The sequence below is a fragment of the Williamsia muralis genome (assembly GCF_051487485.1).
In the GTDB taxonomy this organism is placed as follows: Bacteria; Actinomycetota; Actinomycetes; order Mycobacteriales; family Mycobacteriaceae; genus Williamsia; species Williamsia muralis_B.
In genome coordinates this window covers 1-25,119 of sequence record NZ_JAHVCV010000010.1, presented here as the reverse complement: position 1 = coordinate 25,119, position 25,119 = coordinate 1, and the positions used below count along the sequence as shown (strand labels likewise).

Below are 25,119 nucleotides of genomic sequence, written 5' to 3'. Positions count from 1 at the left end.
TGGTTGTCGGGCCTCATCGGGAGGGTGGGCCGCCGTCGTTGATCCGCCGGCCGATGGCGGCGAGCTGTCGCAACTGGGTGCGGGTCAGCGGGTCGATGACCAGTCTGCGGACGTTCTCGGCGTAGCCCGGTGCTGTCTGCACCACTTTCTCCCACCCGGCGTCGGTGAGGACGGCATTGGTGAACCGACCGTCTTCTGGGCAGGCGGAGCGGTACACCCACTGGCGTTGTTCAAGCCGTTTGACGACGTGGGACAGGCGGGAAAGGGATCCGTTCGCCAACTCGGCCAGGGCGCTCATCCGGAGTGTTCGTTCGGGTGCTTCTGACAACGCAGCCAGGACCTCGTATTCGAAGTGGGTCAATTGGGCGTCGCGTAACAGCTGGGCGTCGAGTGCATGGGGGAGTCTGGACAGCAGAACCGCGACCTGCAGCCAGGCCTCCATCTCCTGCTCATCGAGCCATCGGGTCGGCGGTCGGCCAGTCATGGAAAGAGTGTAAACCCCGCTGCTTACTTGATGCTTCAGTTGACGCTTCAATTATCTCCCCTCTAGGGTTCACTTGAAACATCAAGTGATTTACGAGTCGATCGAGGGTGATATGAACTATTCCATCGTGCGGAGTGTCGGGATTCTGCTGGCGCGCATCGGTATTGGGTCGGTGTTCCTGGCGCACGGACTGCAGAAACTGAACACCTATGGGTATGCCGGTACCAAGGCCAGCTTCCAGGGTATGGATGTGCCCATGGCTTCGGTGTCCGCATTTGTGGTCACGTGGCTCGAGATCCTGGGCGGAATCGCCCTCATCGTCGGTGTACTCACCCCGATCGTCGGTGCCCTGTTCGCGCTCGACATGCTCGGCGCCTACTTCTTCGCGCACATCGACATGGGCCTCTGGGTGGCCGACGGCGGATATGAACTGGTGCTGTCGCTAGGAATGGGATCGCTGCTCCTGGCAATGGTCGGCGCGGGTCGTCTCAGCGTGGATGCCCTGCTGGCGCCGCGCGTTCGATGGCTGGCGGCAGGGTCGACACAGTCACGCACCCCCGTGGCCGCGTCGAACTGATCGCACACACACCCACACGAGTGGTGGGATGTCCGGTTTGCGTTTACGTTGCACGGGGTACTGACGGAGGATGCGTCGTGCCGGCTCAGGCCGCGCGTCCCCTCGTCGGGGCCAACAGTTAGGACCTTCCACGTAATGGCTGACCGCACATCTGAGCTCGGGGGCGATCGATCCGACGGTGACAGTGCGGACAGCGGGGCAGACCAGAGCACCCCGCTCCTGGCGCCGCCTCGTCTGCGCACCGAAGATGATCGAGCCGCGACAAGACTCGAGCTGTTCTTCGACCTTGCCTATGTTCTGGTCATTCACCAGCTCGCGCTGGCGCTGAAAGACGATCTCGGCTGGCACGGTGTGGCTGTCTTCGCCGGTCTGTTCGCGGTCACATGGTGGTCGTGGGTAACCACCACCTTGTATGCGAACAGATTCGACACGAACGACGTCCTCTACCGAGTGCTGAAACTGGCCGCCACGTTTGCGGTCGCGGTCATGGCGGCGAGTGCGTCCGCGGCCGTCGGCGGCGACGGAACAGTGGCCTTCGCGGTCGGGTACATCGCCACCCGCGTGATCCTCGCCGGCCTCTACCTGCGGGCATGGCGACACATCAGCGAAGTCCGCGTCACGATCAATCTGTACTTCGCCGCGACCGTGATCAGCGCGCTGATCTGGACGGTCTCGTTGCTGACCCCGTCGCCGATCACGTACTGGCTCTGGGCGCTGGGGATCGCTATCGAAGCGATGGCGCCGTTCGCAGCCACCCGGTGGGGTCCTGATGTCCCACTGCACCTCGAACATCTGCCGGAACGCTTCGGTCTGTTCGTGATCCTGGTTCTCGGTGAATCGATCTCGGCCATCGTGCTCGGAATGCACGAGACCCATTGGGCGTGGTCGTCGCTCAGTGTCGCTGCTCTCGGCTTCACCATCGCGGCTGCCGTGTGGTGGATGTACTTCGACATCGGTGGTGCAGAGGCGAAAACGCTGCTGCAGGACGATGAGAGTGCGGTCGGCAGCGGCCGCGCCGACGGGTACATCTACGGGCATCTGCCGCTCACCCTCGGTGCTGCTCTTCTCGGGGTCGGCATCGAACAGTACGTCTTGCACCCGGTAGGCGAACTGACTGCAACCGGGCGGTGGGTGCTGTGTGGTGGTCTGGCGCTGTTCATCAGCGGTGTCTGCTGCATCGTGGCCTGGAGTTCGAGCAACTGGAAAACCATCTTCCCGTGGCCGGCACTGGCCATCCCTGCCGTCATCATCGTCGGGTTCATCGACAATGCCCTTCCTTTCGCGTCGGCCATCGTCCTGGCCGTCGGCGCGATCGTCGCGGTGGTCACCGGGATCGTCCGGCGGCGCCGGAGCAACATGGACACAACCGAGACATGACGGCTGCGATGCCGCTTCTCCCATGAGGTTGTGCCGTTGTGAGTAGCCTTGTTCCGGTGGGGATTCTGACGCCGGTGGCGATTAAAATAGGTGCGGTCTCGTGGATGCCGAAATTGCTGCCGCAGATCGAGAAGTGGGACACCCGGTTACAACGGGTCAGCAATGGGCGACTCAGCGCACTGGACATCGCCGGTCTACCGAACATCACGTTGACCGTGCCGGGCCGCAAGTCGGGAGTCCCACGATCCACGCCGCTTCTGTGCGTGCCCCAGGACGGCGGCTGGCTGATCGCCGGCTCGTACTTCGGCGCCAAACGGATGCCGGTCTGGGTTCTGAACCTCCGTGCCTGTGAGAAGGCGGAGATCATCTACCGGCGCAAGACCATCGAGGTCTCGTGGCGTGAGGTGACCGGAGCCGAACGCGAGCAGGCCTGGCAGAGGATGCTCGCGGTGTGGCCGAACTTCGCCGTCTATGAGAAGCGCACGGAGCGGACGATTCCCGTCTTCTTTCTCTCGCCGATCGCCTCCGGGTCGTAGGGGCGGGGGCACAGGAAGTAGACCGGTGGACATCGACGAGGTCGCCGACGAGCTGTATGGGCTCGACCCGGCCGAGTTCGTGGAAGCGCGCAAAGCTCGTGTCACACAGGCGCGCAAAGAAGGTGATCGCGAACTCGCGACCGCGATAGGCAAGATGCGCAAGCCGACCCTGGTCGCGTGGGTGGTGAACAACTTCGCTCGAGAAGAACCCGAGCAAGTGGAAGAACTACTCGAACTGGGCGAGGCCCTCCGTGACGCACAACGTCACCTTTCCGGCGACGACCTACGCGCACTGACCACCCAACGACAGCGCGTGATCCGGGCGATGGCGCGCCGCGCGGGTGAGTTGGCGGCAACACGCGGGCAGCAGGTGAGCGAGACGGCGGCCCGTGAGGTCGGGCAGTCGCTGCACGCCGCTCTGGCCGACCCGGAGCTCGCCGATCTGGTACGGGCCGGACGCCTTGTCACCGCAGCGAGCTACAGCGGAATGGGTCCTGCGGGCATGACGGTTGTGGGCGGTAGATCGAAGCCGACGACGTCTGCGAAGAAGCCGGACACCACGAAGCAAAGAGCCGACGCACAAGCGGAAGTGGATGCAGCCGAACGTGCTGAGCTCGAGGCTCGAGAAGCCGTGGACACCGCCCAGGCCGACGCACAAGAAGCCGCCGCCCGGGTCGCCGAATTGGATTCGCGAATCGAAGACCTGCGAGACCAGCTGTCACAGGCGGAGCAGGAACGGCAGTTCGCGCACAAGTCCGAACGTACCGCTGCGTCGAATGTGACTGCGGCAGAACACAAGGCCGAACACGAACAAGCGCGACTGGAGGCCGCCCGCAAGAAACTCGCCGACATCTGATCGGCTGGTCAGCGCACCGACTTGCCGGTCGCTGGACGTGCATCTGAAGCCATCCGCTGAGCGATCAGCGACGACCCCAGGCCGTGGATGACCAGGCTGCCGATGATGGTGATGGTCATTGCATAGAGGGTCTCCGCGGCGAAGTCGTCGTCGAGAGCGTTGAACGCGAGAAGTCCGAACACGATCGACGCTGTCCCACGGGGGCCTATTGCGCCGACGAGCAACCGATCCGACCGCGGGAGGTCGGACCCGGTGAGTGCGATGTAGACGGGAACGATTCGTACAACGGTCAAGGCGAGCACCACGTACAGCACGATCAACCACTCGATCCCGAGCGACAGCAACAGCACCGACGTGCTCCCGAAGACAAACCACATCACCAGGCCGGCCAGAATGCCCACTTCGTCGAGCAGACCCAACTGTTCGTCGCCCAGTTCTTGGTGAGACCGGGCCGCCCGGTAGGCGATGCCGCTGATGAATGCGGCCACAAAACCGTTGCCGCCCAAAGTGACCGAGCACCCATAGGCGAGCAGTGGGATCATCACGATCCCTATCCTGAGTGACTGAGCTGTGGTGAGGTGGTGGCGCACAGCCGAATTGGTCAGCCACGCGCAGATCAGGCCTACGGCGGCACCCGCCAGGATGGCGAACGCTGCCGCAGGAAACGCCGACTCGAGCGCTTCGATGGGCGTTGCGGCGTGCTCGTGGTCGCCGGCGAGCGTGAGAGCGAAGACGAAGATCGGTGCGACGATGCCGTCGTTGTATCCGCTCTCCACATTGATCACGTGGCGAACGCGCGCCGGAAGGCGTTTGTCACGCAAGATCGAGGACGCCGGCGAGAAGTCTGTGGGTACCACCACGCACGCCACGATGAGTACCACGGCAACCGATAGGTCTGGCAGGAGTAGGACTCCGAGCACCGTGGCGAGAATGAGCGAGAGAGGTAGGGCAATACAGAGCAATCGCGCGGTGATGGCGCGCTCACCTCCGAAATAGCCACCTTTCACCTCGGAGGCATCGACGAACAGGAGCAGAGCGAGGATGAGTTCCACGGCTCGTTCGGCGATCACGGTGTTGAGTGTGTTGCCGATCTCGTTGCGAGTGCTGAAACCGATGGCGATGCCGGCGATGACCATCAGCAGGGGACCGGGTATTCGCCACCGTTCGAGCCGTCCGGCCAGAAGCGACCAGCCGATGATGACAACCATCGCGATGAGAATCGACGGCGTCATAAGGCGTTCCCATCAGGCTTCGGCACCTGAAAAGCGTAGATGCCTCAGCCCGGCGATGGGTGGGTCGCAAACTTATTGATGTGCGGGTGCAGCTTGCGGCAGGTGTGGCCGGAGCTCACGCATGATTGCCTGTCGCGACTTCGCGCCCACGATGCGTGCCCGCTCTTGGCCGCTGTGGAACAACACGAGCGTTGGCATGCTCATGACCCGGTAACGCGCTGTCGTGACGGGGTTTTCGTCGACATCTATCGCCACCACATCCACGACGTCTGCTTCGTCGACGGCGATCTGGTCGAGTACCGGCGCGATCATCCGGCAGGGTGGGCACCAGGGGGCGGTGAATTCGACGAGAACAGGGCGGTCACCACCCAGGACGTCGCTGTCGAATGAAGACTCCGATACGTGGACGAGGGGCATGATCAGTCCTCCAGAGGTTGCACGCGGTTGACGCAGGGCTGTGGTCACAGTCGGTTGACCTCGGCGACGAGGCGGTGGCGCGGATCGGCGTGGTCGCCACATTCGCATTGCAGGACTGCGGTGATCCGGCCACCGCAGCCGCTGTGCCGGTAGACGACGTCGGGGAGGGCGCCGGACCCGAGGTGACGCTCGCCCCAGTCGGACAGCGCGGACAGGACGGGCAGCAGATCGAGCCCGGCGTCCGTCAGCACGTACTCATCGCGAGACCGCCGCCGCGGTACCGAGTAGGGGCGGGTTGCGAGGATGCCGGCTTCGGTCAACCGGCGAAGTCGATCGGAGACCACCTGCCGGGGTGCGGTGGTGGCGCGCTGGATCTCGTCAAAACGTCGCAGCCCGAGCGATACCTCCCGGACGATCAGCAGAGCCCAGCGATCGCCCACCGTTCCGAGGACGGTTGCCACGCTGTCGGTCATGGTTCACAGTCTAGACTATGAACTCAGCTCTGGATGGACTTCCGGCCCTGACTGGGTCAGGGCCGGAAGTGGGGTATGAAAGCCGGTCAGTTGCCGGCGAGTTTCGCCGAGTTCTGCGTGCAGTACGCGGGAACGGCGATGTTGATCAGTGTTCGAGCCTTGTCTTCGCTGATACCGGCATCCTCGGCCACCTTCTTGGTGGTGTCGGCGATACTCGAACCATTGGACAGCTCCGTGCAGGCCATTTTGCCGGTCTCGATCTGCTTGGTGCGATCTCCGAACGTCACGTCCTGAGTCTTCAGAGCTTCGATGTAGCCGTCGTCCCGTAGATCCCCCGTGGCGTCCGAGACGTCGCCAGCCACTTGCTTCGCGCTGTCCGTAGCTCGATCGGTGGCTTCCTGCACATCGTCGCTGCTGCATGCGCCGGCGAACAACATGCAACCGATGAATGCCACCAGTGCCGCGAACTTCTTCATGTCTGCCTCATTTTTCCTTTGTGGGTGGTGCAAGAACGATAGAGGATCGGGGGGAGGGGCCATCCCCGAACGGCTCGCGGACGCACGCGTGGCCGCGCGATGGGAGACCCACCGCGCGGCACCCCACGTCACTTCTGTTGGTCGGCAACCTTGTTTGTCGCGTCCTTCGCGTGCTCCTGCACGCCTTGGGCCGCAGAGGTGCCCTCCTGCTTGACGGTGTCAGCAGCGTCGGTGGCTGTCTCCTTGACCGCAGCGGCCGCATCTTGCGCCGGACCCTGCAGATTCTGCGCGGTCTGCTTGGCCACCTCGGTGACCTCGTCTTTGAGGGGCTGAGCCTTCTCTTGGAGGGCCACTGCCGCCTGCTGCTCCTTCTCGCTGGCGGGAATGAGCGCAGACACCAGCAGGCCCGCTCCGAAGGCGATCAGGCCGGCGGCCAGCGGGTTGCCCTGGGTCTGGGCCTTCGCCGCTCCGGGTGCCGACTGCACGGCATCCTGCACGGTGCCGGACGCGGACTGAACCGCACCCGTGACCGAGGATGCTGCCGAACTGGTTGTCGCAGAGGCATTCTGGGCGGAGTCCTGTGCCGAACCCATGACGCGCTCACGAACGCCACTGAGCCGGCCGGTCACGCGACCGACCTTCCGCTTGGCCATGGTGGCCGGATTGGCCTCGTACGCAAGGGTATCCACGTCTGAGCTGAGCGCCGCGCGGGTGCGCTCGATCTCGGCACGAATCTGATCGGGGTCTGAGCTGCTGGTCATGATCTCTCCTGAGGATGGGGCGTCAGTGCGCCGGGAATGTTCTTGACTGTGTCGGTGGTTTGCGGGAGTCCTTTGGCCTTGCGCAGTGCTGTCCGACCGAGGACGGCCAGAACACCGGCGATGATGGCCCAGATCAACATGACGACAAGAGCCGACCATGCGTGCCCGATCGCGTTGCCGAGCCCCCACCACAGCGCGATGGACAGGAACAGGAGTACGAAGTAGCCGGCGACCGCAGCGCCTGCCAGCATTCCTGAGCCCTTGCCCACCCGGCTGGCGGTCTGTGTGGCTTCGGCTTTCGCGAGTGCGAGTTCCTGTCGGACGAGAATGGACAGGTCTTCGCTCACATTTGAGAGCAGCTCGCCAATCGACGGCGGGTTTGTCTCGGCTCCCTCTCCGGCGTGTGCGCCGTACGGGGCGCTCATGGGTTCACGCCCGGGGCCGGCGGCTGCTGGTAGCCGGGCTGCTGCTGGTATCCCGGCTGCGCCTGGTAGCCGGGTTGCGTCTGATACCCGGGTGCAACGGTGTACGGGGGAGGCTCGGGTACGTAACCGGGCTGCGCAGGCGGAGCCGCATGCTGTCCGCTGCCGTACCCGGCGACCGGGGGAGCTGCCTGGATCGGCGGGATGGGCGCGGTTTGCGTGTTGTCGGGGAGGTTCGCCGCACTGGCCGTTCCACCCGAACTGGAGCCGCTGTCACTGCTGTTGGCTGCGGTCAGTCCTCGGCCGAGCCTGCCGGCCACGAGGCCGGCACCTGCAGCCAGAGCCAAGAACATCCCGGGCTTGCGCCGGGCGAATCGGGTCACCTCGTCCAGGATCTGTCCGGGCTCCCGGTCGTCGAGCCACGATGCGACCGTCTGCACATGCTGGGCGGCCTGACGCGTGAGATCGGTTGCCATACCCTGATTCTCGGACTTGTCGGCCATCGATCCGAACTCGTCGGAGAGTGCCCGCAAACCACCGGCAACACGCTTCTGCTGCTCGGAGGCCTGTGTTGTCAGTTCGCCCTTGGTCTGGTGCAGCAGGTCTTTCGCCTGGGTCTTGGCCTCGCCGGCAACCTGCGACGCCTGATCGCCTGCAACCGATGCAACGTGCTTACCGGCATCTGTCGCGCCACTGGCAACATCGCCTGCTTGCTGCTTGGCGACGTCTGCGGTTGACGTCTCACCAGAAGTCGGCGATGGCCCAGAACTCGGCGTCATCTGATCGTGGATGGGAATACCACTTGAAGATGTCATTGTGTGTCTCGCGTTCTCTCTAGTAAGTAGATGCAGAGATAGGCCGGTCGGCTCCAACCTAAGGATCGATGTACCCAGATTTGCGAGCGTCAATCATCTGTCCGAAAGGCAACTTCTACGGAATCGCTCTGTTGCGCCATCTCTTCGAGATGAAACCGTGGCCGGGGTTCTGTCGTCTGAGATAGGTGTCCAGTGTCGACACCCAAGCCGAGCCGTGCTCAAATGCGAACAGGATCTAACGCTTTGACCATCCGTCACGATAGAAGGTGAATGAGGCTTCGCCGCGGGACCGAGCGTGGACAGCCTCGTCTGCCACAGCCATCTCGCAAACACCGTTGGGCTGTCGTTTTCCGCCTGTTGCGCTGGTGGTACACCCAGCCCTACGACTATGAATGGGCGCATACCTACGGAGAGTCACGCACATGGCTGTTGGTCACCCGGGTCTGCGCGATGATCTGCTGCCTCGTGTATGCGCTGTTCGGGGTACTCGTCATCTTGATCAACCCCTGCAGGTGCTTGTTGCCCAACGGTCTTGTGCTGGCTGCAGCGATGGGCTTCGCGGTCTGTTCGGCCGCCTGGTGGTTTCGTCCGTGGCCCCGCGAGAAGACCTCGGCATGGTTCGTCGCTTTCGTCGACGCGGCCATCACCACCTATCTGTTCGTCGGGGAGCCACTCGTGGCCCTTGCCCTGCTGAATCTGTTTGTTGTCCCGGGGATGTACGTGACCTTTGTTCACGGGCCCCGGTTGATGTGCGCCCAGCTGGCCTACCTGTTTGCTGTCATAGTTGCCACGTACACGTACTCGGTGATGTCGCCTGACACGTCCGTCCTGGTGGCCTCTGCGCTCGCACTCACCGCGATGTGCGCCGGACTCTCGACGAACATCCTCGCGCAGATCGCGCTCACATTCCTGCGTCGCGATGCGAAGGAATCGTTCACCGACGCACTCACCGGCGTGTTGAACAGACGTGGTCTGGCCGAGGCGTTGCAGCAGTCGCATGCTGTGTATCCGCCGTGGTCACCACTGACCGCGTTTGTCGTCGACATCGACAAGTTCAAATCGATCAACGACGCGCACGGCCACATCACCGGCGACGCTGTTCTGATCCGCACAGCGAACTGCCTTGCCGATTTGTGCCGGGGAGTCGACGCTCTCGCGAGGATCGGAGGCGACGAGTTCGCGATCTTCGCGCACCTCGACGCCAAGCAGGCCCAGGTTTTCGCCGAGCGGATCAGGCAGAGTCTGGCGGGGGGAGAAGGCACCGATTTTGTCTCCGTCAGCATCGGGACGGTCACGACGTTTGTTCCGTCGTGGCCCCCGCCGGACGGCGACATCGTCGATGTGATGGTCGGTAACGCCGACGCGGCGATGTACCGGGCCAAGAACGCAGGCGGCGATCGGATCGTCGGTACAAGCATGTGACTCGCTGGTGATCGCCCGGCGGGTAGGTCGCCCGGAATATGAAGAACCGGGAGTTGCCGGGCGTCAGTTGACCTACCCTCATTACCGACGAGTAACGCGCGCCGACAGCCGAGTGCGAACGATGAGCGTGGAGGTCGAGATCAGATGGCATACATGGTGAGCGGTGGAACCGGCTTCCTTGGTCGGAACGTATTGCCGAAACTTCTCGAACGAGATCCCGACGCTCAGGTCTATGTGCTGGTGCGCAAAGCGTCCGTCGAGCGGATGCAGCGGCTGGCAGCCACCTGGGTGGGCGGCGATCGGGTGGTTCCGATCGTCGGGGACCTCACCGCGCCGGGGCTGGGCCTCGAGAAGCCGCCGCCGGCAGCAGAACACGTCCTGCATCTCGGTGCGGTGTACGACATGACCGCAAGCGCTGAGGAGTCGAAGGCGGCCAACGTCGACGGCACCCGATCGATGATCGACCTGGCTCACGAACTCGACGCCACCTTCCACCACGTGTCCTCGGTGGCGGTGGCGGGCGACCATGCCGGCGTCTTCACCGAGGACGATTTTGATCTGGGGCAAGGCCTTCCGTCGCCGTACCACGAGACGAAGTTCATCGCCGAGCAGTTGGTTCGTCAGTCACCGGGACTGACGTGGCGGGTGTATCGGCCTGCAATCGTCGTCGGTAACTCGGAGACCGGCGAGATGGACAAGATCGACGGTCCGTACTACTTCTTCACCGCGCTGAGAATGCTCAGCCGACTGCCGTCGTTTCTGCCCACCGCGGTACCTGACATCGGCTCCACCAACATGGTGCCTGTCGACTACGTGGCCGCGGCGCTTGTCGAGCTCATGCTGCAGCCCGGCCTCGACGGGCGGGCCTTCCATCTGGTCAACCCGAAGCCCCAGTCGGTCCGCGAGGTCTACGGAGCACTGGCGCGCGCCGCAGGTGCGCCGATGGCGGTGAGTTCGGTACCGGCGCCGATCGCACGTCCGCTTCTCGGGCTCGGCGATCTACCGGGCGTGAAGATCGCGCGCGATCTGGTGCTCGACCAGATCGGGATACCGCCTGTGGTCATCGAACATCTCACTCTCCCCTCCCTGTTCGCGTCGGCGACCACACGAGCTGCTCTGGCCGACAGTGGTCTGACGGTACCGAAGTTCGGATCGTATGCCGACAAGCTCTGGCGGTACTGGTACGACCACCTCGATCCCGACCTGGCCCGAAGGCCCAGTCCCGCAGGCGAACTCGCAGACCGGGTTGTGGTGATCACGGGTGCATCGTCGGGAATCGGGCTGGCCTCCGCGCACAAGATCGCCCAACGTGGAGCGACGGTCCTGCTCATAGCTCGTGGCGCGGAGGACCTGCAGGCGGCAGTGGAACACATTCGGGCAGAAGGGGGTTCGGCGTTCGGCTATCCGTGTGACATCACCGATCACGAATCGGTGGAGACCATGGTCAAGACGGTCCTCGACGAACACGACCACGTCGACTACCTCGTCAACAATGCCGGTCGTTCCATCCGACGGAGTATCGCGCAGTCGACGGACCGGATGCATGATTTCGAACGAACCATGGCGGTCAACTACTTCGGGGCCGTCCGGTTGGTCCTCGCGCTGCTGCCATCGATGCGCGAGCGTCGTTTCGGGCACATAGTGAACATCTCGTCCATCGGGGTGCAGAGCAAGGTGCCGCGGTTCTCGGCCTACGTCGCGAGCAAAGCCGCGCTCGATGCGTTCAGCGACGTGATCGCGTCGGAAACCCTGGACGACGGGATCACGTTCACCTCGATCCGGATGCCGTTGGTGCGGACTCCGATGATCGCGCCCACGACGATCTATCAATCGCTTCCCGTGGCCTCACCCGACGACGCGGCGAAGATGGTGGTCCGCGCGCTCGAGAAACGCCCCGACAGGATCGATACCCCAGTCGGTACCGCTGCCGAGTTCACAGGGTTGTTCGCGCCTCGCTTCAAACACCTTTTGTTGCATCAGGCCTACCGCCTGTTTCCGGACTCCGCCGCAGCCAAGGGTGCACCGGCGGACGACGAAGCCACTTCGGCGGAGCCGTCGGCAGATCGTCAGACGCGGTCGAGCCTGCCGGTCACCCCGCCGATCCCCAAGTCCGCGAAGCGGATTGCCCGTCTCGTCCCGGGAATCTACTGGTAGCGGTCAGCCCTCCATCCCGGTCATCCGAATGGTGATGTTGATCCGACCCTGCGTCAGACCGCAATCGGCTGGTGCGGTTCCGGGGTATATCTTCGTGACCCCGTGGTAGGCCAGCCGTGAAGGCCCGCCGAAGACGAACAGATCGCCGGATTCGAGGTCGATATCGGTATATGGGCGGTTACGGCTTTCGGTGTTCCCGAATCGGAATCGGCATGTGTCACCGATCGAGAGGGAGACAACAGGCGCTCTGGAGAGCTCATCCTTGTCCTGGTGCATCCCCATGCGAGCAGAGTCGTCGTAGTAATTGACGAGGGCGACGTCCGGCTCATAGGCCTCCCCGGACGGCGTGTTCTCGGCAGCGTCTGCGACTGCCTTGCGGCCGAGTCGGGCCATCCAGTCCGGGAAGTCGAGCACTCGCGCACCGTTGACATCGGTGGCCGTCCGGCTGTACCGATACGGCTGCCAATGCCACCCGAGACACACCATCTGCACCGACATCTCACGACCACGCACCCGCGCCGCGCGGATGGGTACCGGTCCGGTCGCCCACTCGTTGAACTGCGCCACGAGCCACCGCTGCTGCTGCAGCGTCAACCAGGCCGGGATGTGGACCGCGCCGGGTGCGAGCTCCCGGCGAGGCCGGTGGGGGAATCCGTCATCGAGCAGGAGCTGATTCAATTGCTGGGCTCCTTTCATGTCATCGCCGACGCCGGCCGGCCGGTACACAACGGTTGTTCCGTCCCGGGGCGGATTTCCACGATGAGCAGTTGACCGAGGTTCGGTTCGAACTGTGAACGCGTGTTCAGTAGCGTATTGGCTACCGGCAATTGTGCCGACCGATGGTTGAGGAAGACGGGGAAGTCGTGCACGTCGAGGAGAAGTCTCCACGAGCGGTGACACCGCGGTGGAGTGTGCGCCGCGAGCTTGTTGTCACCGCCAGGCTCAACGCCGACAACGTCTGGGTCGCAAGCCTGCCGCCGGTGCTCTTCACGTTGACCGCCGCGCTGCGATTCGATCTCGATGCGATCGATCTGGCCGTCGCGATCGTCGCGAGTGTGCTGTGGTCGATGCTTTTCATCTATGTCTTCGACACCGCCAACCAAGCGGGCGGCTCCGAAGAAGACCATGCGAACAAGCCCTACCGCCCTATTCCGTCAGGCCTGGTCACGCCGGCCGGGATGTGGCGTAGGAACTACGTCGGCTCGGCCATCTTTGTCGGCCTGTCGGCGATGCTCGGTCTCACCACCTTTGTTGCCGCCATCGTCTGGATTGCGACGGTGCAGATCACGCACCGTTTCCTCAAGCCCCGCTTCTACATCTTGTGGAAACCGGTCACCACGTGGGTAGGTGTGATCGCTCAGCTCGGGGGTTCGTGGGCGATAGCGCATTCGCTGGACGCCACAGCCTGGTTCTGGATAGTCGCACTGGCCACGATGTTCATCATTCCTCTCTCGATCGAAGATGTCCGGGACATGGGCGGTGACCGGATCATCGGACGAGTGACCCAGCCGCTGCTCTTCGGCGCCACCGCTGTGCGCACCTGGTTCGTGGTGATGATGGTGATCTGGCCGGCGGTCAGTTATCTGGTGCTGTTCCGCACCAGCGGAGGATCCGACGTCGCAGTCGCGGTCGCCTCTGGGCTGATGGCGTTGTTGTGTTGGCCGACGGCCGTACTCACCGCGATTCGCAACACTCGGTCACGGAACCGTCTGGCCTACAAGTTGTACAGCCTCGTCCACGTGACGCTCACCTTGTGCGCTGTGATCGTACTGGCCTGAGCCCGCTTCGGCGGGATCGGCAAGAAGCCATGATGGTCGATTTACGGCACCGGTGGGATCGGTACTGGCATCATCAGACCTCGTGACGAAGACAGCATCACTCGTACGCATCGCAGTGGCATACTCCATCGCCATCCTGGTGGCCGTCCTCTGGTTGGGATGGGGCCCGAAGACGGCGTGGCTGTGGCTGGACACGTTGATCGCCGACGTTCTGGCGACCGTGGTGATCTTCGGGTTCAGCCGGTTCTATCGCAACTCCAGTTTTTACGACGCCTACTGGAGTGTGGTTCCGCCGCTTCTGATGATCTATTGGTGGGCCAGCGGCGACCTCGGCATCGATGAGGTGCATTGCTGGTTGATCGCGATCGTGGTGATGCTCTGGGCAGTACGGCTGACGGCGAACTGGATCCGCGGTTTTCCCGGCCTGCACCATGAGGACTGGCGGTACGGGATGTTGCGCGGTCAGGCCGGCCGATTCGAGTTCGTCACCGATCTTCTTGCCATCCACGTGATCCCCACCCTGCAGGTCTTCGCGGGAATGCTCCCGGTCTACATCGCCGTCACGCGTCCGGGTGACGACATCATCTGGCTCACCGCCATCGCTTTCGCCGTAGGACTGGCCGCGGTGGGGCTCGAGCTCGTCGCCGATGCTCAGCTACATCAATTCGTCCGGGACGGAAGACCGGGCGACGTGATGGACCGGGGTCTGTGGGGCTGGTCGAGACACCCGAACTACTTCGGGGAGTTCGGTTTCTGGTTTGCGTTGGCGCTGTTCGGGGTCGCTGTGTCGCCGTCCGATGCGTGGTGGTTGTTCCTGGGCGCAGCAGCGATGCTCGGGATGTTCCTGGGGGCCAGCATTCCGATGATGGAGAAGCGCAGCCTGGAACGCCGCGCGGGGTATCAGGACGTGATCGACCGCGTACCGAGATTTGTCCCATGGCGTCCGCGACGGGTGACCGTGTGACACGCAAGCGAGTTGTCGTGGCCGGCCTCGGCGACAGCGGGGTGCTGACAGCGATTCACCTGGCGGGACACGTCGATGTCGTGGGTATTTCGGTCAAACCTGGTCTGGTCAGCGGGCAGGAATTGGGGACGAGGCTGAGCCGACCGGACGACTGGTCTCGCGACTACTGGGTCTCCTTCGACCGCTTTCGGGGCCTCGATGGCGTTCGCACGGTCCACGGCACGATCACCGGCGTGGACCTGGTGGCACGAACCCTGTCCGTGAGGAGTGCGGACGCCTCGATGTCGATCGAATCCTATGACGCCCTGGTCATCTCGACAGGAGTCAGCAACGGATTCTGGCGCACACCCACGATGCAGTCGCCCGACGAGGTCAAAGCCGGTCTGCGGGATGCGCACGAAACGCTCGCTGCGGCACCATCTGTGATGGTGATCGGAGGCGGTGCGGCAGCTGTCAGCAGCGCGGCCAACGTGGCAGGCATGTGGCCGGAGAAGAAGGTCAGCCTGTGGTACCCCGGCGAGAGAGCTCTTCCGCAACACCACATCCGAACCTGGCGCCGTGTTCGAGGCCGTTTGATGGACCTCGGAGTTCAGCTCCACCCTGGCCATCGTGCCGCCTTGGACGAGGGGTTCGTCGGCGACGAGATCACGACAGGAGCCGTCAAGTGGACCACCGGGCAGGCTCCGGCGTCTGCCGACGCAGTGTTGTGGGCGGTCGGCCGCGTACATCCGAACACCGGCTGGCTGCCCGAAAGCGTGCTCGACGCAGGGGGATTCGTTCGCGTGAACGATCAGCTGCAAGTACCGGGGCACCCGGGTGTTTTCGCTCTGGGGGATGTGGCTGCGAGCGATCCCTTGCGTGGGTCGGCTCGGAACAGGGCCGACCGCCTCGTCGCTCGCAACGTTCGTGCCGAATTGGCCGGGCGTTCACTACGTGGTTACCGTCCGCGCAATCGGAGGTGGGGGTCGGTCCTCGGCGTCCAACCGGACGGGCTCGAGGTGTTCACACCCTCGGGCCGCCCGTTTCGCTTTCCGGCCTGGTCGATCGACCGGGTGCTGCAACCGTGGATTGTCAGGCGGGGAATCTACGGGGGAGTGAGGAATCGAGACCCGGAGAGCTCCGGAGTCAACTCATGAATGGCTATGTTGCATATAGCAAATCGGCCCGTCGCCGTGAGGCGACGGACCGATTCGGTCGAACAATTGCGCTGCGGGCACAGTGCCCGTTCAGCGACTGATCAGGGCAGGCCGTTCAAGAAGAACTGGAGGACGTCAACGGCCCAGGGGTTGGTGTTGAGGAATGTATCGATGGCAGCGTCGAGCGACGTGTAGGTACTCATAGGACACATCTAAGCAAGAGTCTCGAAGACGCGCGACCGCTGCCCCGTCGACACGCCGGTGGGTCGGCGCGGCGTTCGCATGTTTCCCGCGTGTCCCGGGCGAAAACCATTCACCGAGAACGCACCAGCTCCAAGATGGTGATCTCTGGCGCCGCGCCGACACGGGTCGGAGGACCCCACGCTCCGGCACCCCGTGTTGTGTACAACGTGGTCTCGCCCACTCGGTCCAGGCCTTCCACGGATGGCTGCTGCAGCGGCACGAGGTAGCGGATCGGCCACATCTGACCTCCGTGGGTGTGACCGGAGAGCTGGAGATCGACACCCATGTCGGATGCCTCGAACGCCTGGCGCGGTTCGTGGGCCAGGAGCAAACCGAAGCGTTCGCGGTCCAGGCCGTCGAGTGCTCGGCCGAGGTCGGGCTCGTAGGGCTTCGGAGACGAGTAATCGTGGATGCCGATGATGTCGATGCTTGCGCCCGCTCGTTCGACGAGGGCGTGCTCGTTGCGAAGCGTCCGGATGCCGAGCCTGTCCCACACGTCGAGCCACCGCCCCCCGTCGTCGGCATAGAACTCGTGGTTGCCGCTGACGCCGTACACCCCGAGAGGCGCCGACAGCCGTTCGAGTGGCTGTAGGTCGCCGGCCACCTTCTCGACCGTTCCGTCGACGAGATCGCCCGCGATGACAATGAGGTCTGGGCGTTCGGCATTCACTGTTTCCACCACGCGTGCGGTGAACTCGCCGCCGCGAGAGGGTCCCACGTGGAGATCGGAGATCAGAGCCACCCGCAATCCGTCGAACTCGTCGGGAAGCGCCGCGAGCGGCACGGTGACACGGACGACCTCAGGTCGTGCCGCTTCGACCAGTCCGTAGCTCGTCGTAGAAACGGCGGCCATCACCACCCCCACGGTGGCAATCCGGATCGCGCGACGACGGGACGAATCGAACGATTCGCTCCGCGAGCCCCGAAGGCGCCGAACCATCCGCGCGACAAGAGATACCACGGCGATGATCGCAAGTCCGAGTACGAGGTAGAAGACCGTTCCCAGCCACACCCATCCGGCGAACCCGGGGGTGCGAGCCCACGACGGGTCGAGCAGCTCGCCGCTGCCGACACCGATGATCGCCAGCACCCACAGCAGTCCGAGGAGGATGTCGACGATGATCGACCACGGGCGGGCAACGCCGGCGGCTCGGACAAGTCGCCGATGGAGCCAGTAGGACACCAGCGCGAGCAGTAGTGCGAAAACAAGAAACCGCGTCATGGATGCTCGGCGAGACAGTCAGAGCGGGAGGCGGTGAGAGGGGACGTCATTGTTCGAATTGTCGCAGACGGCTGACGCCGGCCGAGACGCCCGAGGCGGTCAGCCCCGTCCGGCTGCAGCCCGCAACGGGGTGGGCGGGGCGTTGTCCACGAGATCATGGGTGACCCGATAGGCGGCCCGCATCCGATCCATGTCCTCGTCGCGCGCGAGATAGGCACTGCGGGTCAGCCGCTCAGGGTCCCCGGCCACGGCCAGCCGGACACGCGCCGCGACAGCCAGGAGCGGACCGACGCGACCCACGACGTGCTTGAGTCGGCCGTCGGGAATGTGCAATTCGTCGGCCGCGTCGTCGCCGATGAACACTCTCTGCAGCGATCGCATCAGCGTGGAGGCGGCCGCGTGGCGGATCCGTTGCGGTCCTGGCAACGCATTGGCGAGTTCGGGGATCAGGTAGTCGTCGGTGAGTGCCACGACGAAGTCGCGGTCGTCTTCACCGGGACCGGGTGAGGTCAACCGGTACAGTTCCTCGATCCGGATCTGATCGGATTCGCTGACCGGGTTGAGCCGCTCGTCCATGCCGACGACATGGCCGACGTATCTCCACAGATGGTAGATGTCGGCGAGTTCGCGGTCGGTGAACCGAACGCCCAACTTGTGCATCGCATCGATGGCGATGTGGCCGAACTCGGCCAGCGTGAACGCCATGTAGGGCTGGGGGATCGGTACTCCCCATGCAGCCTCGTCCCACACCTCCAGGTGCCGAAGGGCGCGGCGCACATGCGCATGGATCATCCGAACCCGCACGGTGTACGCGAAGCCGTCACCGCCGCGACGCATTCCCCCCGGGGTGATGACATTGCGCAGCCACTCGCCGACCTCGACCGATCGAATGGCCGGCTGGGATACGTACCGGCCTGTCAGCGCCAGCGGCTTCCCGGCGATGGTGTTACCTGCACCTCGCACCAGAGATGCTGCCCCCAGCACGATTCCCAGTGCGGCGGTGTGGCGTATCAGTGCATCTGCGGCGCGGTCGAGCCGCTCATGGTCCACCCAGTCGGGTTCGGCGTCCAGAAATGTGAAGAGATCCTGCAAAGACCGCGGGGCGTTTGGCACCGCCTCAACACCGTCGGCGAGCGCAGTCCATACGGCTTCGGTTGCCGAGGAGGCCGACGACTCGGAGAAGTTGTCGTTCACGACGGCATCCGCCAGGTCGTCGCCCAGCCACATGGCCTCGAGCCATACCCGACCGGCGTCGCCGAATCGAGCGACTGCTGCATCGGTGTTCACCAGGTCATTCGGTGGCACGGTAGTCATGATCTCAGTCAAACACGAGGAATCCTCACTTACTATTCACTTTTGTGACCACCCAGAGGGCCCGGGCGACCCCACCACATCGACGCGTGACGCCGCGACAGAAACGCGGAGTCGAGATGCGTGAGGCGCTGCTGGAAGGAACCGTGGAGCTTCTCCGGCGCGAGCCCTCCCGCCGCCCGACAACCCAGCAACTGGCGCAGTTTGCACACGTCAGCATCGGTACGGTGTATCGCTACTTCGCGGATATGGACGCCATCATCGACGACCTGCGGACCACCGCGGTTCACGAGATCACCACCGAACTGGCAACCGGCGTCGGCAGCGCCATGGACAAGGATCCGATGGACGCGATGGTGATCGTGGTGGAAACCCTCACTTCTGCGTTCGAGAAACACGCCCCTGTCCTCCGCGCGTCATTTGCCTCGGATGAGGCGGAGTTCGGTGACGCCTGGCGCGAGGTCGAGGGCCCCTTGGTACCGCTGGCCCGCGTTCTCCCCGCCCGTCTGCGGCCCGACCTGGAGGGCGCGGCGCTCGACGACCTCGTCTTCCTCACGATGGGCGCGACCGCAAGCCTTTGTCTGCGCATTGCTCTACTACGACCTGAACATTCAGACCGATCGAATCTGATCTCGACCGGAGCGCGAATGTTGCTCGCCGCATTCGACCGCACCTGATGTGACGGAACGCCGTCGAACTGGGGACGAAATTTCTCGATTACAGCGCGGTTGTCCGATGGTCATGGAGCGGGCTGATGGCCTCGCAGCAACTGTTTTTCGGGAACTGACATCAACACGACGCCGAATGCCCCGAGCTCATCGTCGATCAGTCCACTAGTGTCGAATCAGACATTCGTTATTCCGGGAAAGGGAGTTCATGCCGCAAGGCTCTCTTCGTCACCGATTGGGTGTGGATCGCCCTTCGCCCCTCCTCAAACAACTTCCATTCGTTGCGCTCTTCTCGGTGGCGGTGGTCCTCAGCGGCACCATCCCGACGCTGGTCGTCAGCGATGCGCGGGTGCTGGTGAGCGCGGTGCTGGTCACCGTGATCGCAACCGTTCTCGCGGTTGCCTTCTCCCGTGACGAGTCGTTGTACAGGTACGGCTTCATCGTTCCCACACTCGATCTGTTCGCCTGTGGCGCGCTTCGTTTCGCGACGGGAGAGAGTAGGTCGATCTTTGCGTCTCTGGTGATACTGCCGGTGATCTGGTTCGCCAGTTCAGAGGGTCGTCGATTCATCTTCTATTCGTTCCTCGGCGTGTGTGCGGCCCTCCTCGTGCCATTCGCCCTGGGCACGAGTGTGTCCGACAATCCGAACGAGTTGTGGCGCGGATTGTTCAGTGCGTGCGCATTCACATTTGCAGCGACCGTGGTGAACGAATTGTCGCGGCTGTCGAGAAAGAAACTGTCTGTCATCCAACGGCGCGAGCGTGCGACGACCAGTGAACTCGACCAGGCTTCGCGGGTTCAGCGGGCATTGTTGCCGAAGAGTGGAACACCACTGCCGAGCTATCAGGTTGCGGGCGCGTGCATTCCGTCGACCGCGATCGGCGGCGACTTCTTCGACTGGTATCCCATTCGCGGGGGTCTGGGTTTCACTCTCGGAGACGTGATGGGCAAGGGTGTCGGTGCGGGCATCATTGCGGCGACAGCCCGGGCTGTGGTGCGAAGCGCCCGCAACGACGAGGACCCGGTCGTCGCCTTCACGCGGACCGCAGATTGCCTTGCAACCGATCTGGGTGACACCGAATCGTTCGCAACCCTCTTTCACGCCAGGATTCGCGCCGAAGACGGCCGAATGCTCTACGCCGATGCCGGGCATGGACTGACCTTGATCGCTCGCGCCGACGGATCGTGGGAGCGGCTCGGCTCCGAGGACCTACCGCTGGGACTCGGACTCGATGACGACTGGACGATGCAAGAACTGTTCCTCCAGCCGGGGGACATGGTGGTGTGCTTCAGTGACGGTGTCCTGGACCTGTACGACGGATCGATGGCCGCTGTCGACCACGTCGCAGCCATTGCCGTGGCGGCCTCGTCCGCCGGCGAGATCGTGGATGCGATCTCTGCCATGGCATCCCGGACGAACAATCCCGACGACGTGACCGTGGTGGCACTTGCCCGGCTTCCGGTGGCGACGGTCTGACACACCGCTACCCCCATCGCTGTCGAGACGGGCAGCGATCAGGGCATGCGTGCTCCCTGCACCGACGCGCTTGGCGACAGGGGAGTCACAGTCCGAGTGCCTGTTGGATCGTCGGCCAGGAGCGGTGTAGATCGTCGTTCCAATAGCCCCAGGAATGCAAGCCTTCTCGGTAGTCGAACGTGATGTCTACGCCCGCTGCCTTGGCCTTGGTCTCGAAGGTACGGGTGCAGGCCAACGCTGCGGCCTCGAGAGCTCCGCCGACGGGTGAGGCAAGCCCCGCCACGCCCATCGACCAGTCCGGCACGCCGCTTCCGACCGCGACGTACAACGGTTGGCCGCGCAGGGCACCGATATTCGCGCCTGGATCGTGGGCAAGCCACGCCTCGTTGTACGCCGGACCCCACATGTTGGCCGGATCCCCGCCGCGAGTCATCACGCTTGCGGTCGTGGCGTTCTGGGCGGTCTGGTCTCCGAGGTCGAGGCAGCCGCTGAAAAGCGCAGCGCCGCTGTAAAGGTCAGGGTTCCGCACGGCCAGCATCAATGCGCCGGTGGCACCCATCGACAACCCCTCGATGGCATTGCGGCCGTTGCCCTCGAACGTCGAGTCTATGAGCGGGGGGAGTTCGCGGGTGAGGAATGTTTCCCACTTGTTCCTGCCCAACGCGGGATCGTCCTGTTTCCAATCGGTGTAGTAACTGCCGGTGCCGCCGATGGGAAGCACGACGTTGACGTTCTTGTCTGCCATGAACTCGACGATGTCTGTGTACTGGGTCCATCCGCTCTGGCTGTACCCCGAGTAGACACCAGCGTCGATGCCGTCGAGCATGTAGAGCGCCGGGCGTGGGGTAGCGGCTCTCGGCCGCTCCGGCAACAGCACATCAACACGTACGGTCCGGCGCATCATCGGCGAGTAGACGGTGAGCTTTGCTCGCTGAGGCGTCACCATCACCAACGTCTCGATGCGCGCAGGCGCCGCAAGTCCGTCAGTCATCGGTGCCGCCATCGCCACAGGGGCTGCCGCAAGCTCACTTATGACACAGAAGATCACAATGGCCACGATGGCCGAAAAGCGCCGTCTCACTTACTGATTCCCCCGTGCCGTCGATACTGGGCTCCCGACCCCGCGACAGTAAACCACGTCCCCAGGTCGGCTGCCTGACGGTCGCGACAACCGTTCAACCGCACGGCGCGGCGACATGCGTCGGACAACGGATGTGTTCACATCAGCTGCATGGTGCAGACCGGTTGCCTACGCTGGTTGAGCACGCCACTTCGGCTATCTCGACTCCAAAGGTGACCAATGACGAATCGGCCAAACCCTCTGACGGTGTTTCTCGCCGACTCTCCTTCAGCTGAGGAGCCGGCGCGCGCTGTCGCTCGCATTGCGCTCGGATCGGCGTTGGTGTTCGCGGGTATCGGACACCTGACGTTTGCGCGGCAGGATTTTCAGGCGCAGGTCCCGGACTTCGTGCCATTCGGCCCGGACGTGACCGTTCTCGCTTCGGGTGTGGTCGAGATCGCGCTGGGAACTTCGACCGTCTTCCTCAAACGCCGCCGAGCCGCTGTCGGTCTGGTGCTGGCCGCGTTCTTCGTCGCGGTGTTTCCGGGCAACCTGGCGCAGCTGATCAACCATCGTGATGCGTTCGGGCTCAACACCGACCAGGCCCGTGCCACCCGACTGCTCTTCCAGCCGGTGTTGATCGCATGGGCGCTCTGGTCGACCGGGGCGTGGTCGGCGCTTCGCAGGCAGCGGGCGGGTCACCCCTCGTAGCTCGCCCACGTCCGACGGTGAACCCGTCGATCCGTCAGCGATCGCTGTCACCCGCCCGCTGAAGCCCGGTCATGGAGCTGACGGTGCCGACGACGCTCCACTCGTGGCCGAGGGTGTGGTCGTCGCCGATGGAGTGTCCAACGCAGGTGCCTCGATGTTCACCTGCGACTGTTCTGCATCGGGCGTGGTGGTTGCGGGGGTGTCGGTGGGCGTGGCGGTCCCAGTCGCCGCCGGCTCCGTTGCGGACGTCGGCCCGCTGGGCGCGGACTCGGTCGCCGGTGGGTCGGAGCTCGGGTCAACGCTTTCGGGCGCGGTTGCCGTCTCCGGGATGTCGGACGGAAGCACCGAAGGGGTTTGCGCCGCCAGCAATGCGGCGTCGGTGACCTTCGCCGATCCGTCGGGCACCGGTGATCCCGCGGCGGTGACCACCTGGGTCTTGGCGGTGACAGGCGGGGTGCTGCGTAGCGCCTCCGTCACTTCTTCTCGCCCATCGCGGAGTCCGCGGCCCCAGTTCTCCCAGGTGTGCCCGCCGTAATTGGGGAGGACGACCACGTTGGCCCCGCTTTGCCTGGCCTGCATCTGCATCAAGATGGTCGACACCGCCGACAACATCTCCAAGGCGATGGCGCTGATCTGATCCTGCGGCGCCAGATGGGCGAGTTCACCGGGTGTCAGCAAGCCGTTACCCGAGGAGATGATGAGGACCTGCCCGTTGTCCTTCAACTTGCTGACGTTCTTGGAGGGGTCGTTCTCGGCCCATTGCGCGCTACCGGGGGGACCCCACATGTTGAGGATTCCGTTTGTGTAGTTGGAGACCAACGTCTGAGACGCGAAGACGCCGAGAGCGCCCAGCGGGTTGTCGGTTTGGTAGTAACCGGACATCGCCTGCACGACTTTGAACTGCTCGGGGTGACGTTCAGCCAGGGTGACCGCCGGGCCTGCCGACATCGACAAGCCGATGATGGCGTTGTTGGACGGGCTCACGCCGAAGTTCTGTGCGAGATAAGCGGGCAATTCGTCGGTCAGGAACGTCTCCTGCTTGATGGTGCTGTTCTGGTCGCCCGCGCCGCCGTTCCAATCGGTGTAGAAGGAGGACGCGCCGCCCACGGGCATCACCAGCGTGGTGTCGGTGGTGTGGTCGTAGACGTCCGCGGCCCTCACATCGGTTGTCCACGCCGAACGATCCTCGCGGGCTCGCATGCCGTCGAGGAGATACACGCCTTGGTCACTGCCTTGCGACGCGCGGATCTGGACCGTGACCCACTTGTTCTGCGACGGGGACCAGACCGGGCAGTTCTGTACGAAGCTGCCGGATGAGTCCCACGAACAACCATCTCGCAGCACCTCCGGATGGCCGGTCAGCGCGGATGCGGACGTAAATGTGAACAGGAACGAACTCGCGGCCGTCAACCCGATACTGAGCACGGCCACAACAGCACTCATGACCAGGAGCCGAGGCTTGCGCCGACCACTGGACCTGCCGGGCTGCTTGTCGGTCGAGTCGATTCTCCAAGCTGGAACGAGGTTGCCGCTGGGGATTGCAGGTGAGGGCATGCGGGGACTGGCTCCTTGATCTCGGTCCCCGACGACTAAGGCACTGTAGGAGATGTCGTCGTCGGGCGGTGCCGCGTTACCCGTCGAACGAAAACTTCCTCTGGCGCCACCAGTGCCGTCGCTCGACACTGGAGATTGGCCCACTATAGGGCCCCGCAGGCGACACGGGTCGCCGATCTGCAAATTCCTGCGCTGGATTGTTCGATGGCGTGGATGAGACACCGCGAGGCTCGGTGCTGGCGGCGGCGTATCCATCGCTTCTGCAAACGGCTGCGTGCAATCGGGTGGCGTTGAACCGGCTGTTTTGTCGCTCGATTTGCAGCGGGAGTCAACCGGACTGCGGCTTTTCGTATTCACGCCGCGAATGCCCGACGAAGACATCTAGTCGGAAGGAACGCTCCCCGGACGCCGAGCCGGTAACCCCCGAAGCTCGAACCCCAGCTGCACGATCCGCCGCGCCCGCATTCCCCGCAATCGCCGAGGTATTGCGAATGCATATCAATGATCACGAAACTGGGTTCGTGGACGTGAATCACCCTTGCTGTCTCGATCGGCGAGACGAGTAACCCTGAGCGTTAGTGGCTCACAGGGACTCTCGTGGACTTGATCGACTGGTCGGTCGTCCGAGTGGTCCGCGAAGCCGTCCGCGTCGTTGTCTTGAACTCCGGCTCATCGCTCAATGTCTGCGGCAGAGTCACGAGCCGGACGAGCCTGTTCGCCGGCCAAGTCGCTTGCACAGCTCATTACCAGAACCATGTTTCCGAGTCCGTGAACACGCGCGAAGGGGTTCGGTAAATCACAGTTCGACCAGCATGGCCGAATTGGCGATCTGGTAACGGACTTTCTGTGTTTAAATTGCGCATCAGACGATTAGTGGGGAATTGCATTTGGTGAACGGCGAGACGGACTGAAAGCGGCCATTGCGGGCGAACCAGTCCTGACGTCGAACAACCGGGTTTTGGGGTATGCAGTGCCACGGAAGGGATCCGTGAG

25 protein-coding genes are annotated in these 25,119 nt (G+C 63.7%); 12 read left to right on the top strand and 13 right to left on the bottom strand.

The annotated features are described in order from the left end of the window. Positions 1-13: 13 nt before the first annotated feature. Positions 14-484 carry a MarR family winged helix-turn-helix transcriptional regulator gene (locus tag KXR83_RS22830; RefSeq protein ID WP_437426808.1) on the bottom strand — a complete coding sequence of 157 codons (471 nt, stop codon included), beginning with the start codon at positions 482-484 and terminating at the stop codon, positions 14-16. 112 nt (positions 485-596) lie between these two features. Here KXR83_RS22830 and KXR83_RS22825 point away from each other — a divergent pair, with 112 nt between their 5' ends. The 4 genes from KXR83_RS22825 to KXR83_RS22810 all read left to right on the top strand — a co-directional run bounded on the left by KXR83_RS22825 (position 597) and on the right by KXR83_RS22810 (position 3,830). After that, complete coding sequence (locus KXR83_RS22825; protein ID WP_437426807.1) at positions 597-1,061, top strand: DoxX family protein; 465 nt, start codon at positions 597-599, stop codon at positions 1,059-1,061. 135 nt (positions 1,062-1,196) lie between these two features. Further along, on the top strand, positions 1,197-2,438 hold the full coding sequence (locus tag KXR83_RS22820; protein WP_437426806.1) for a low temperature requirement protein A: 1,242 nt from the start codon (positions 1,197-1,199) through the stop codon (positions 2,436-2,438). 56 nt (positions 2,439-2,494) lie between these two features. Next, the gene (locus tag KXR83_RS22815) at positions 2,495-2,974 is read left to right on the top strand and encodes a nitroreductase family deazaflavin-dependent oxidoreductase (RefSeq protein WP_084248268.1); all 480 of its coding nucleotides are present in this window, start codon (positions 2,495-2,497) and stop codon (positions 2,972-2,974) included. Between the two features lie 25 nt (positions 2,975-2,999). Continuing rightward, the gene (locus KXR83_RS22810; protein ID WP_437426805.1) at positions 3,000-3,830 is read left to right on the top strand and encodes a hypothetical protein; all 831 of its coding nucleotides are present in this window, start codon (positions 3,000-3,002) and stop codon (positions 3,828-3,830) included. A gap of 8 nt (positions 3,831-3,838) precedes the next feature. Here the strand turns inward: KXR83_RS22810 and KXR83_RS22805 are convergent, their stop codons facing one another. From KXR83_RS22805 to KXR83_RS22775, 7 genes are all read right to left on the bottom strand, one after another. Continuing rightward, on the bottom strand, positions 3,839-5,062 hold the full coding sequence (locus KXR83_RS22805; protein WP_437426804.1) for a cation:proton antiporter: 1,224 nt from the start codon (positions 5,060-5,062) through the stop codon (positions 3,839-3,841). Positions 5,063-5,134: 72 nt separating this feature from the next. Continuing rightward, complete coding sequence (trxA, locus tag KXR83_RS22800) at positions 5,135-5,479, bottom strand: thioredoxin (protein WP_437426803.1); 345 nt, start codon at positions 5,477-5,479, stop codon at positions 5,135-5,137. Between the two features lie 44 nt (positions 5,480-5,523). Further along, complete coding sequence (locus tag KXR83_RS22795; RefSeq protein ID WP_437426802.1) at positions 5,524-5,952, bottom strand: winged helix-turn-helix transcriptional regulator; 429 nt, start codon at positions 5,950-5,952, stop codon at positions 5,524-5,526. An 86-nt stretch (positions 5,953-6,038) separates the two neighbouring features. Then, positions 6,039-6,428, bottom strand: coding sequence for a DUF732 domain-containing protein (locus KXR83_RS22790; protein ID WP_437426801.1), 390 nt, complete (start codon positions 6,426-6,428; stop codon positions 6,039-6,041). A gap of 128 nt (positions 6,429-6,556) precedes the next feature. Next, positions 6,557-7,189, bottom strand: coding sequence for a DUF3618 domain-containing protein (locus KXR83_RS22785; RefSeq protein ID WP_437426800.1), 633 nt, complete (start codon positions 7,187-7,189; stop codon positions 6,557-6,559). Further along, positions 7,186-7,614, bottom strand: a complete 429-nt coding sequence (locus KXR83_RS22780; protein ID WP_023958217.1) for a phage holin family protein — start codon at positions 7,612-7,614, stop codon at positions 7,186-7,188. Before KXR83_RS22780 ends, KXR83_RS22785 begins: the two co-directional genes overlap by 4 nt. Continuing rightward, positions 7,611-8,426 (bottom strand): hypothetical protein, encoded by an 816-nt coding sequence (locus KXR83_RS22775; protein ID WP_437426799.1) that lies wholly within the window; start codon positions 8,424-8,426, stop codon positions 7,611-7,613. Before KXR83_RS22775 ends, KXR83_RS22780 begins: the two co-directional genes overlap by 4 nt. Positions 8,427-8,696: 270 nt before the next feature. On the opposite strand from KXR83_RS22775, the gene KXR83_RS22770 reads away from it, so the two are divergent. Further along, entirely contained in the window at positions 8,697-9,848 is a 1,152-nt protein-coding gene (locus tag KXR83_RS22770; RefSeq protein WP_437426798.1) for a GGDEF domain-containing protein, read from the top strand. Between the two features lie 144 nt (positions 9,849-9,992). Beyond that, positions 9,993-12,002: an SDR family oxidoreductase gene (locus KXR83_RS22765; RefSeq protein WP_437426797.1), complete on the top strand. Its 2,010-nt coding sequence runs from the start codon at positions 9,993-9,995 to the stop codon at positions 12,000-12,002. A 3-nt stretch (positions 12,003-12,005) separates the two neighbouring features. Here KXR83_RS22765 and KXR83_RS22760 read toward each other — a convergent pair whose 3' ends face one another. Next, positions 12,006-12,680, bottom strand: coding sequence for an alpha-ketoglutarate-dependent dioxygenase AlkB family protein (locus KXR83_RS22760; protein WP_437426796.1), 675 nt, complete (start codon positions 12,678-12,680; stop codon positions 12,006-12,008). 161 nt (positions 12,681-12,841) lie between these two features. On the opposite strand from KXR83_RS22760, the gene KXR83_RS22755 reads away from it, so the two are divergent. The 3 genes from KXR83_RS22755 to KXR83_RS22745 all read left to right on the top strand — a co-directional run bounded on the left by KXR83_RS22755 (position 12,842) and on the right by KXR83_RS22745 (position 15,880). After that, positions 12,842-13,780: a UbiA family prenyltransferase gene (locus tag KXR83_RS22755; protein WP_437426795.1), complete on the top strand. Its 939-nt coding sequence runs from the start codon at positions 12,842-12,844 to the stop codon at positions 13,778-13,780. 82 nt (positions 13,781-13,862) lie between these two features. Beyond that, complete coding sequence (locus KXR83_RS22750) at positions 13,863-14,744, top strand: DUF1295 domain-containing protein (protein ID WP_437426794.1); 882 nt, start codon at positions 13,863-13,865, stop codon at positions 14,742-14,744. After that, positions 14,741-15,880 carry an FAD-dependent oxidoreductase gene (locus KXR83_RS22745; RefSeq protein WP_437426793.1) on the top strand — a complete coding sequence of 380 codons (1,140 nt, stop codon included), beginning with the start codon at positions 14,741-14,743 and terminating at the stop codon, positions 15,878-15,880. The genes KXR83_RS22750 and KXR83_RS22745 overlap by 4 nt, the downstream gene beginning before the upstream one ends. A 313-nt stretch (positions 15,881-16,193) precedes the next feature. Here the strand turns inward: KXR83_RS22745 and KXR83_RS22740 are convergent, their stop codons facing one another. Next, on the bottom strand, positions 16,194-17,345 hold the full coding sequence (locus KXR83_RS22740) for a metallophosphoesterase (protein ID WP_437426792.1): 1,152 nt from the start codon (positions 17,343-17,345) through the stop codon (positions 16,194-16,196). A 99-nt stretch (positions 17,346-17,444) separates the two neighbouring features. Next, entirely contained in the window at positions 17,445-18,659 is a 1,215-nt protein-coding gene (locus KXR83_RS22735; protein WP_437426791.1) for an oxygenase MpaB family protein, read from the bottom strand. Between the two features lie 116 nt (positions 18,660-18,775). Here KXR83_RS22735 and KXR83_RS22730 point away from each other — a divergent pair, with 116 nt between their 5' ends. Together KXR83_RS22730 and KXR83_RS22725 are read left to right on the top strand one after the other, a co-directional pair. Beyond that, a complete protein-coding gene (locus KXR83_RS22730) occupies positions 18,776-19,333 on the top strand; it encodes a TetR/AcrR family transcriptional regulator (RefSeq protein ID WP_437426924.1) in 558 nt (185 codons plus the stop codon). A 232-nt stretch (positions 19,334-19,565) separates the two neighbouring features. Beyond that, positions 19,566-20,801 (top strand): PP2C family protein-serine/threonine phosphatase, encoded by a 1,236-nt coding sequence (locus KXR83_RS22725; protein ID WP_437426790.1) that lies wholly within the window; start codon positions 19,566-19,568, stop codon positions 20,799-20,801. 85 nt (positions 20,802-20,886) lie between these two features. Here KXR83_RS22725 and KXR83_RS22720 read toward each other — a convergent pair whose 3' ends face one another. Beyond that, positions 20,887-21,792 carry an alpha/beta hydrolase gene (locus tag KXR83_RS22720; protein ID WP_437426789.1) on the bottom strand — a complete coding sequence of 302 codons (906 nt, stop codon included), beginning with the start codon at positions 21,790-21,792 and terminating at the stop codon, positions 20,887-20,889. 309 nt (positions 21,793-22,101) lie between these two features. On the opposite strand from KXR83_RS22720, the gene KXR83_RS22715 reads away from it, so the two are divergent. Beyond that, entirely contained in the window at positions 22,102-22,572 is a 471-nt protein-coding gene (locus KXR83_RS22715) for a DoxX family protein (protein ID WP_247208889.1), read from the top strand. Between the two features lie 69 nt (positions 22,573-22,641). On the opposite strand, the gene KXR83_RS22710 is transcribed toward KXR83_RS22715, so the two are convergent. Then, positions 22,642-24,126, bottom strand: a complete 1,485-nt coding sequence (locus tag KXR83_RS22710) for an alpha/beta hydrolase-fold protein (protein ID WP_437426788.1) — start codon at positions 24,124-24,126, stop codon at positions 22,642-22,644. Positions 24,127-25,119: the final 993 nt, after the last annotated feature.

Bases quoted from the DNA above. Each gene is read 5' to 3' on its own strand.
- KXR83_RS22710 (WP_437426788.1), bottom strand. From the start codon at position 24,126: ATGCCCTCACCTGCAATCCCCAGCGGCAACCTCGTTCCAGCTTGGAGA.
- KXR83_RS22775 (WP_437426799.1), bottom strand. From the start codon at position 8,426: ATGACATCTTCAAGTGGTATTCCCATCCACGATCAGATGACGCCGAGT.
- KXR83_RS22770 (WP_437426798.1), top strand. From the start codon at position 8,697: ATGAGGCTTCGCCGCGGGACCGAGCGTGGACAGCCTCGTCTGCCACAG.
- KXR83_RS22790 (WP_437426801.1), bottom strand. From the start codon at position 6,428: ATGAAGAAGTTCGCGGCACTGGTGGCATTCATCGGTTGCATGTTGTTC.
- KXR83_RS22730 (WP_437426924.1), top strand. From the start codon at position 18,776: ATGCGTGAGGCGCTGCTGGAAGGAACCGTGGAGCTTCTCCGGCGCGAG.
- KXR83_RS22795 (WP_437426802.1), bottom strand. From the start codon at position 5,952: ATGACCGACAGCGTGGCAACCGTCCTCGGAACGGTGGGCGATCGCTGG.
- KXR83_RS22780 (WP_023958217.1), bottom strand. From the start codon at position 7,614: ATGAGCGCCCCGTACGGCGCACACGCCGGAGAGGGAGCCGAGACAAAC.
- KXR83_RS22740 (WP_437426792.1), bottom strand. From the start codon at position 17,345: ATGACGCGGTTTCTTGTTTTCGCACTACTGCTCGCGCTGGTGTCCTAC.
- KXR83_RS22805 (WP_437426804.1), bottom strand. From the start codon at position 5,062: ATGACGCCGTCGATTCTCATCGCGATGGTTGTCATCATCGGCTGGTCG.
- KXR83_RS22715 (WP_247208889.1), top strand. From the start codon at position 22,102: ATGACGAATCGGCCAAACCCTCTGACGGTGTTTCTCGCCGACTCTCCT.
- KXR83_RS22720 (WP_437426789.1), bottom strand. From the start codon at position 21,792: ATGACTGACGGACTTGCGGCGCCTGCGCGCATCGAGACGTTGGTGATG.
- KXR83_RS22765 (WP_437426797.1), top strand. From the start codon at position 9,993: ATGGCATACATGGTGAGCGGTGGAACCGGCTTCCTTGGTCGGAACGTA.
- KXR83_RS22755 (WP_437426795.1), top strand. From the start codon at position 12,842: ATGGTTGAGGAAGACGGGGAAGTCGTGCACGTCGAGGAGAAGTCTCCA.
- KXR83_RS22785 (WP_437426800.1), bottom strand. From the start codon at position 7,189: ATGACCAGCAGCTCAGACCCCGATCAGATTCGTGCCGAGATCGAGCGC.
- KXR83_RS22825 (WP_437426807.1), top strand. From the start codon at position 597: ATGAACTATTCCATCGTGCGGAGTGTCGGGATTCTGCTGGCGCGCATC.
- KXR83_RS22820 (WP_437426806.1), top strand. From the start codon at position 1,197: ATGGCTGACCGCACATCTGAGCTCGGGGGCGATCGATCCGACGGTGAC.
- trxA (WP_437426803.1), bottom strand. From the start codon at position 5,479: ATGCCCCTCGTCCACGTATCGGAGTCTTCATTCGACAGCGACGTCCTG.
- KXR83_RS22735 (WP_437426791.1), bottom strand. From the start codon at position 18,659: ATGACTACCGTGCCACCGAATGACCTGGTGAACACCGATGCAGCAGTC.
- KXR83_RS22830 (WP_437426808.1), bottom strand. From the start codon at position 484: ATGACTGGCCGACCGCCGACCCGATGGCTCGATGAGCAGGAGATGGAG.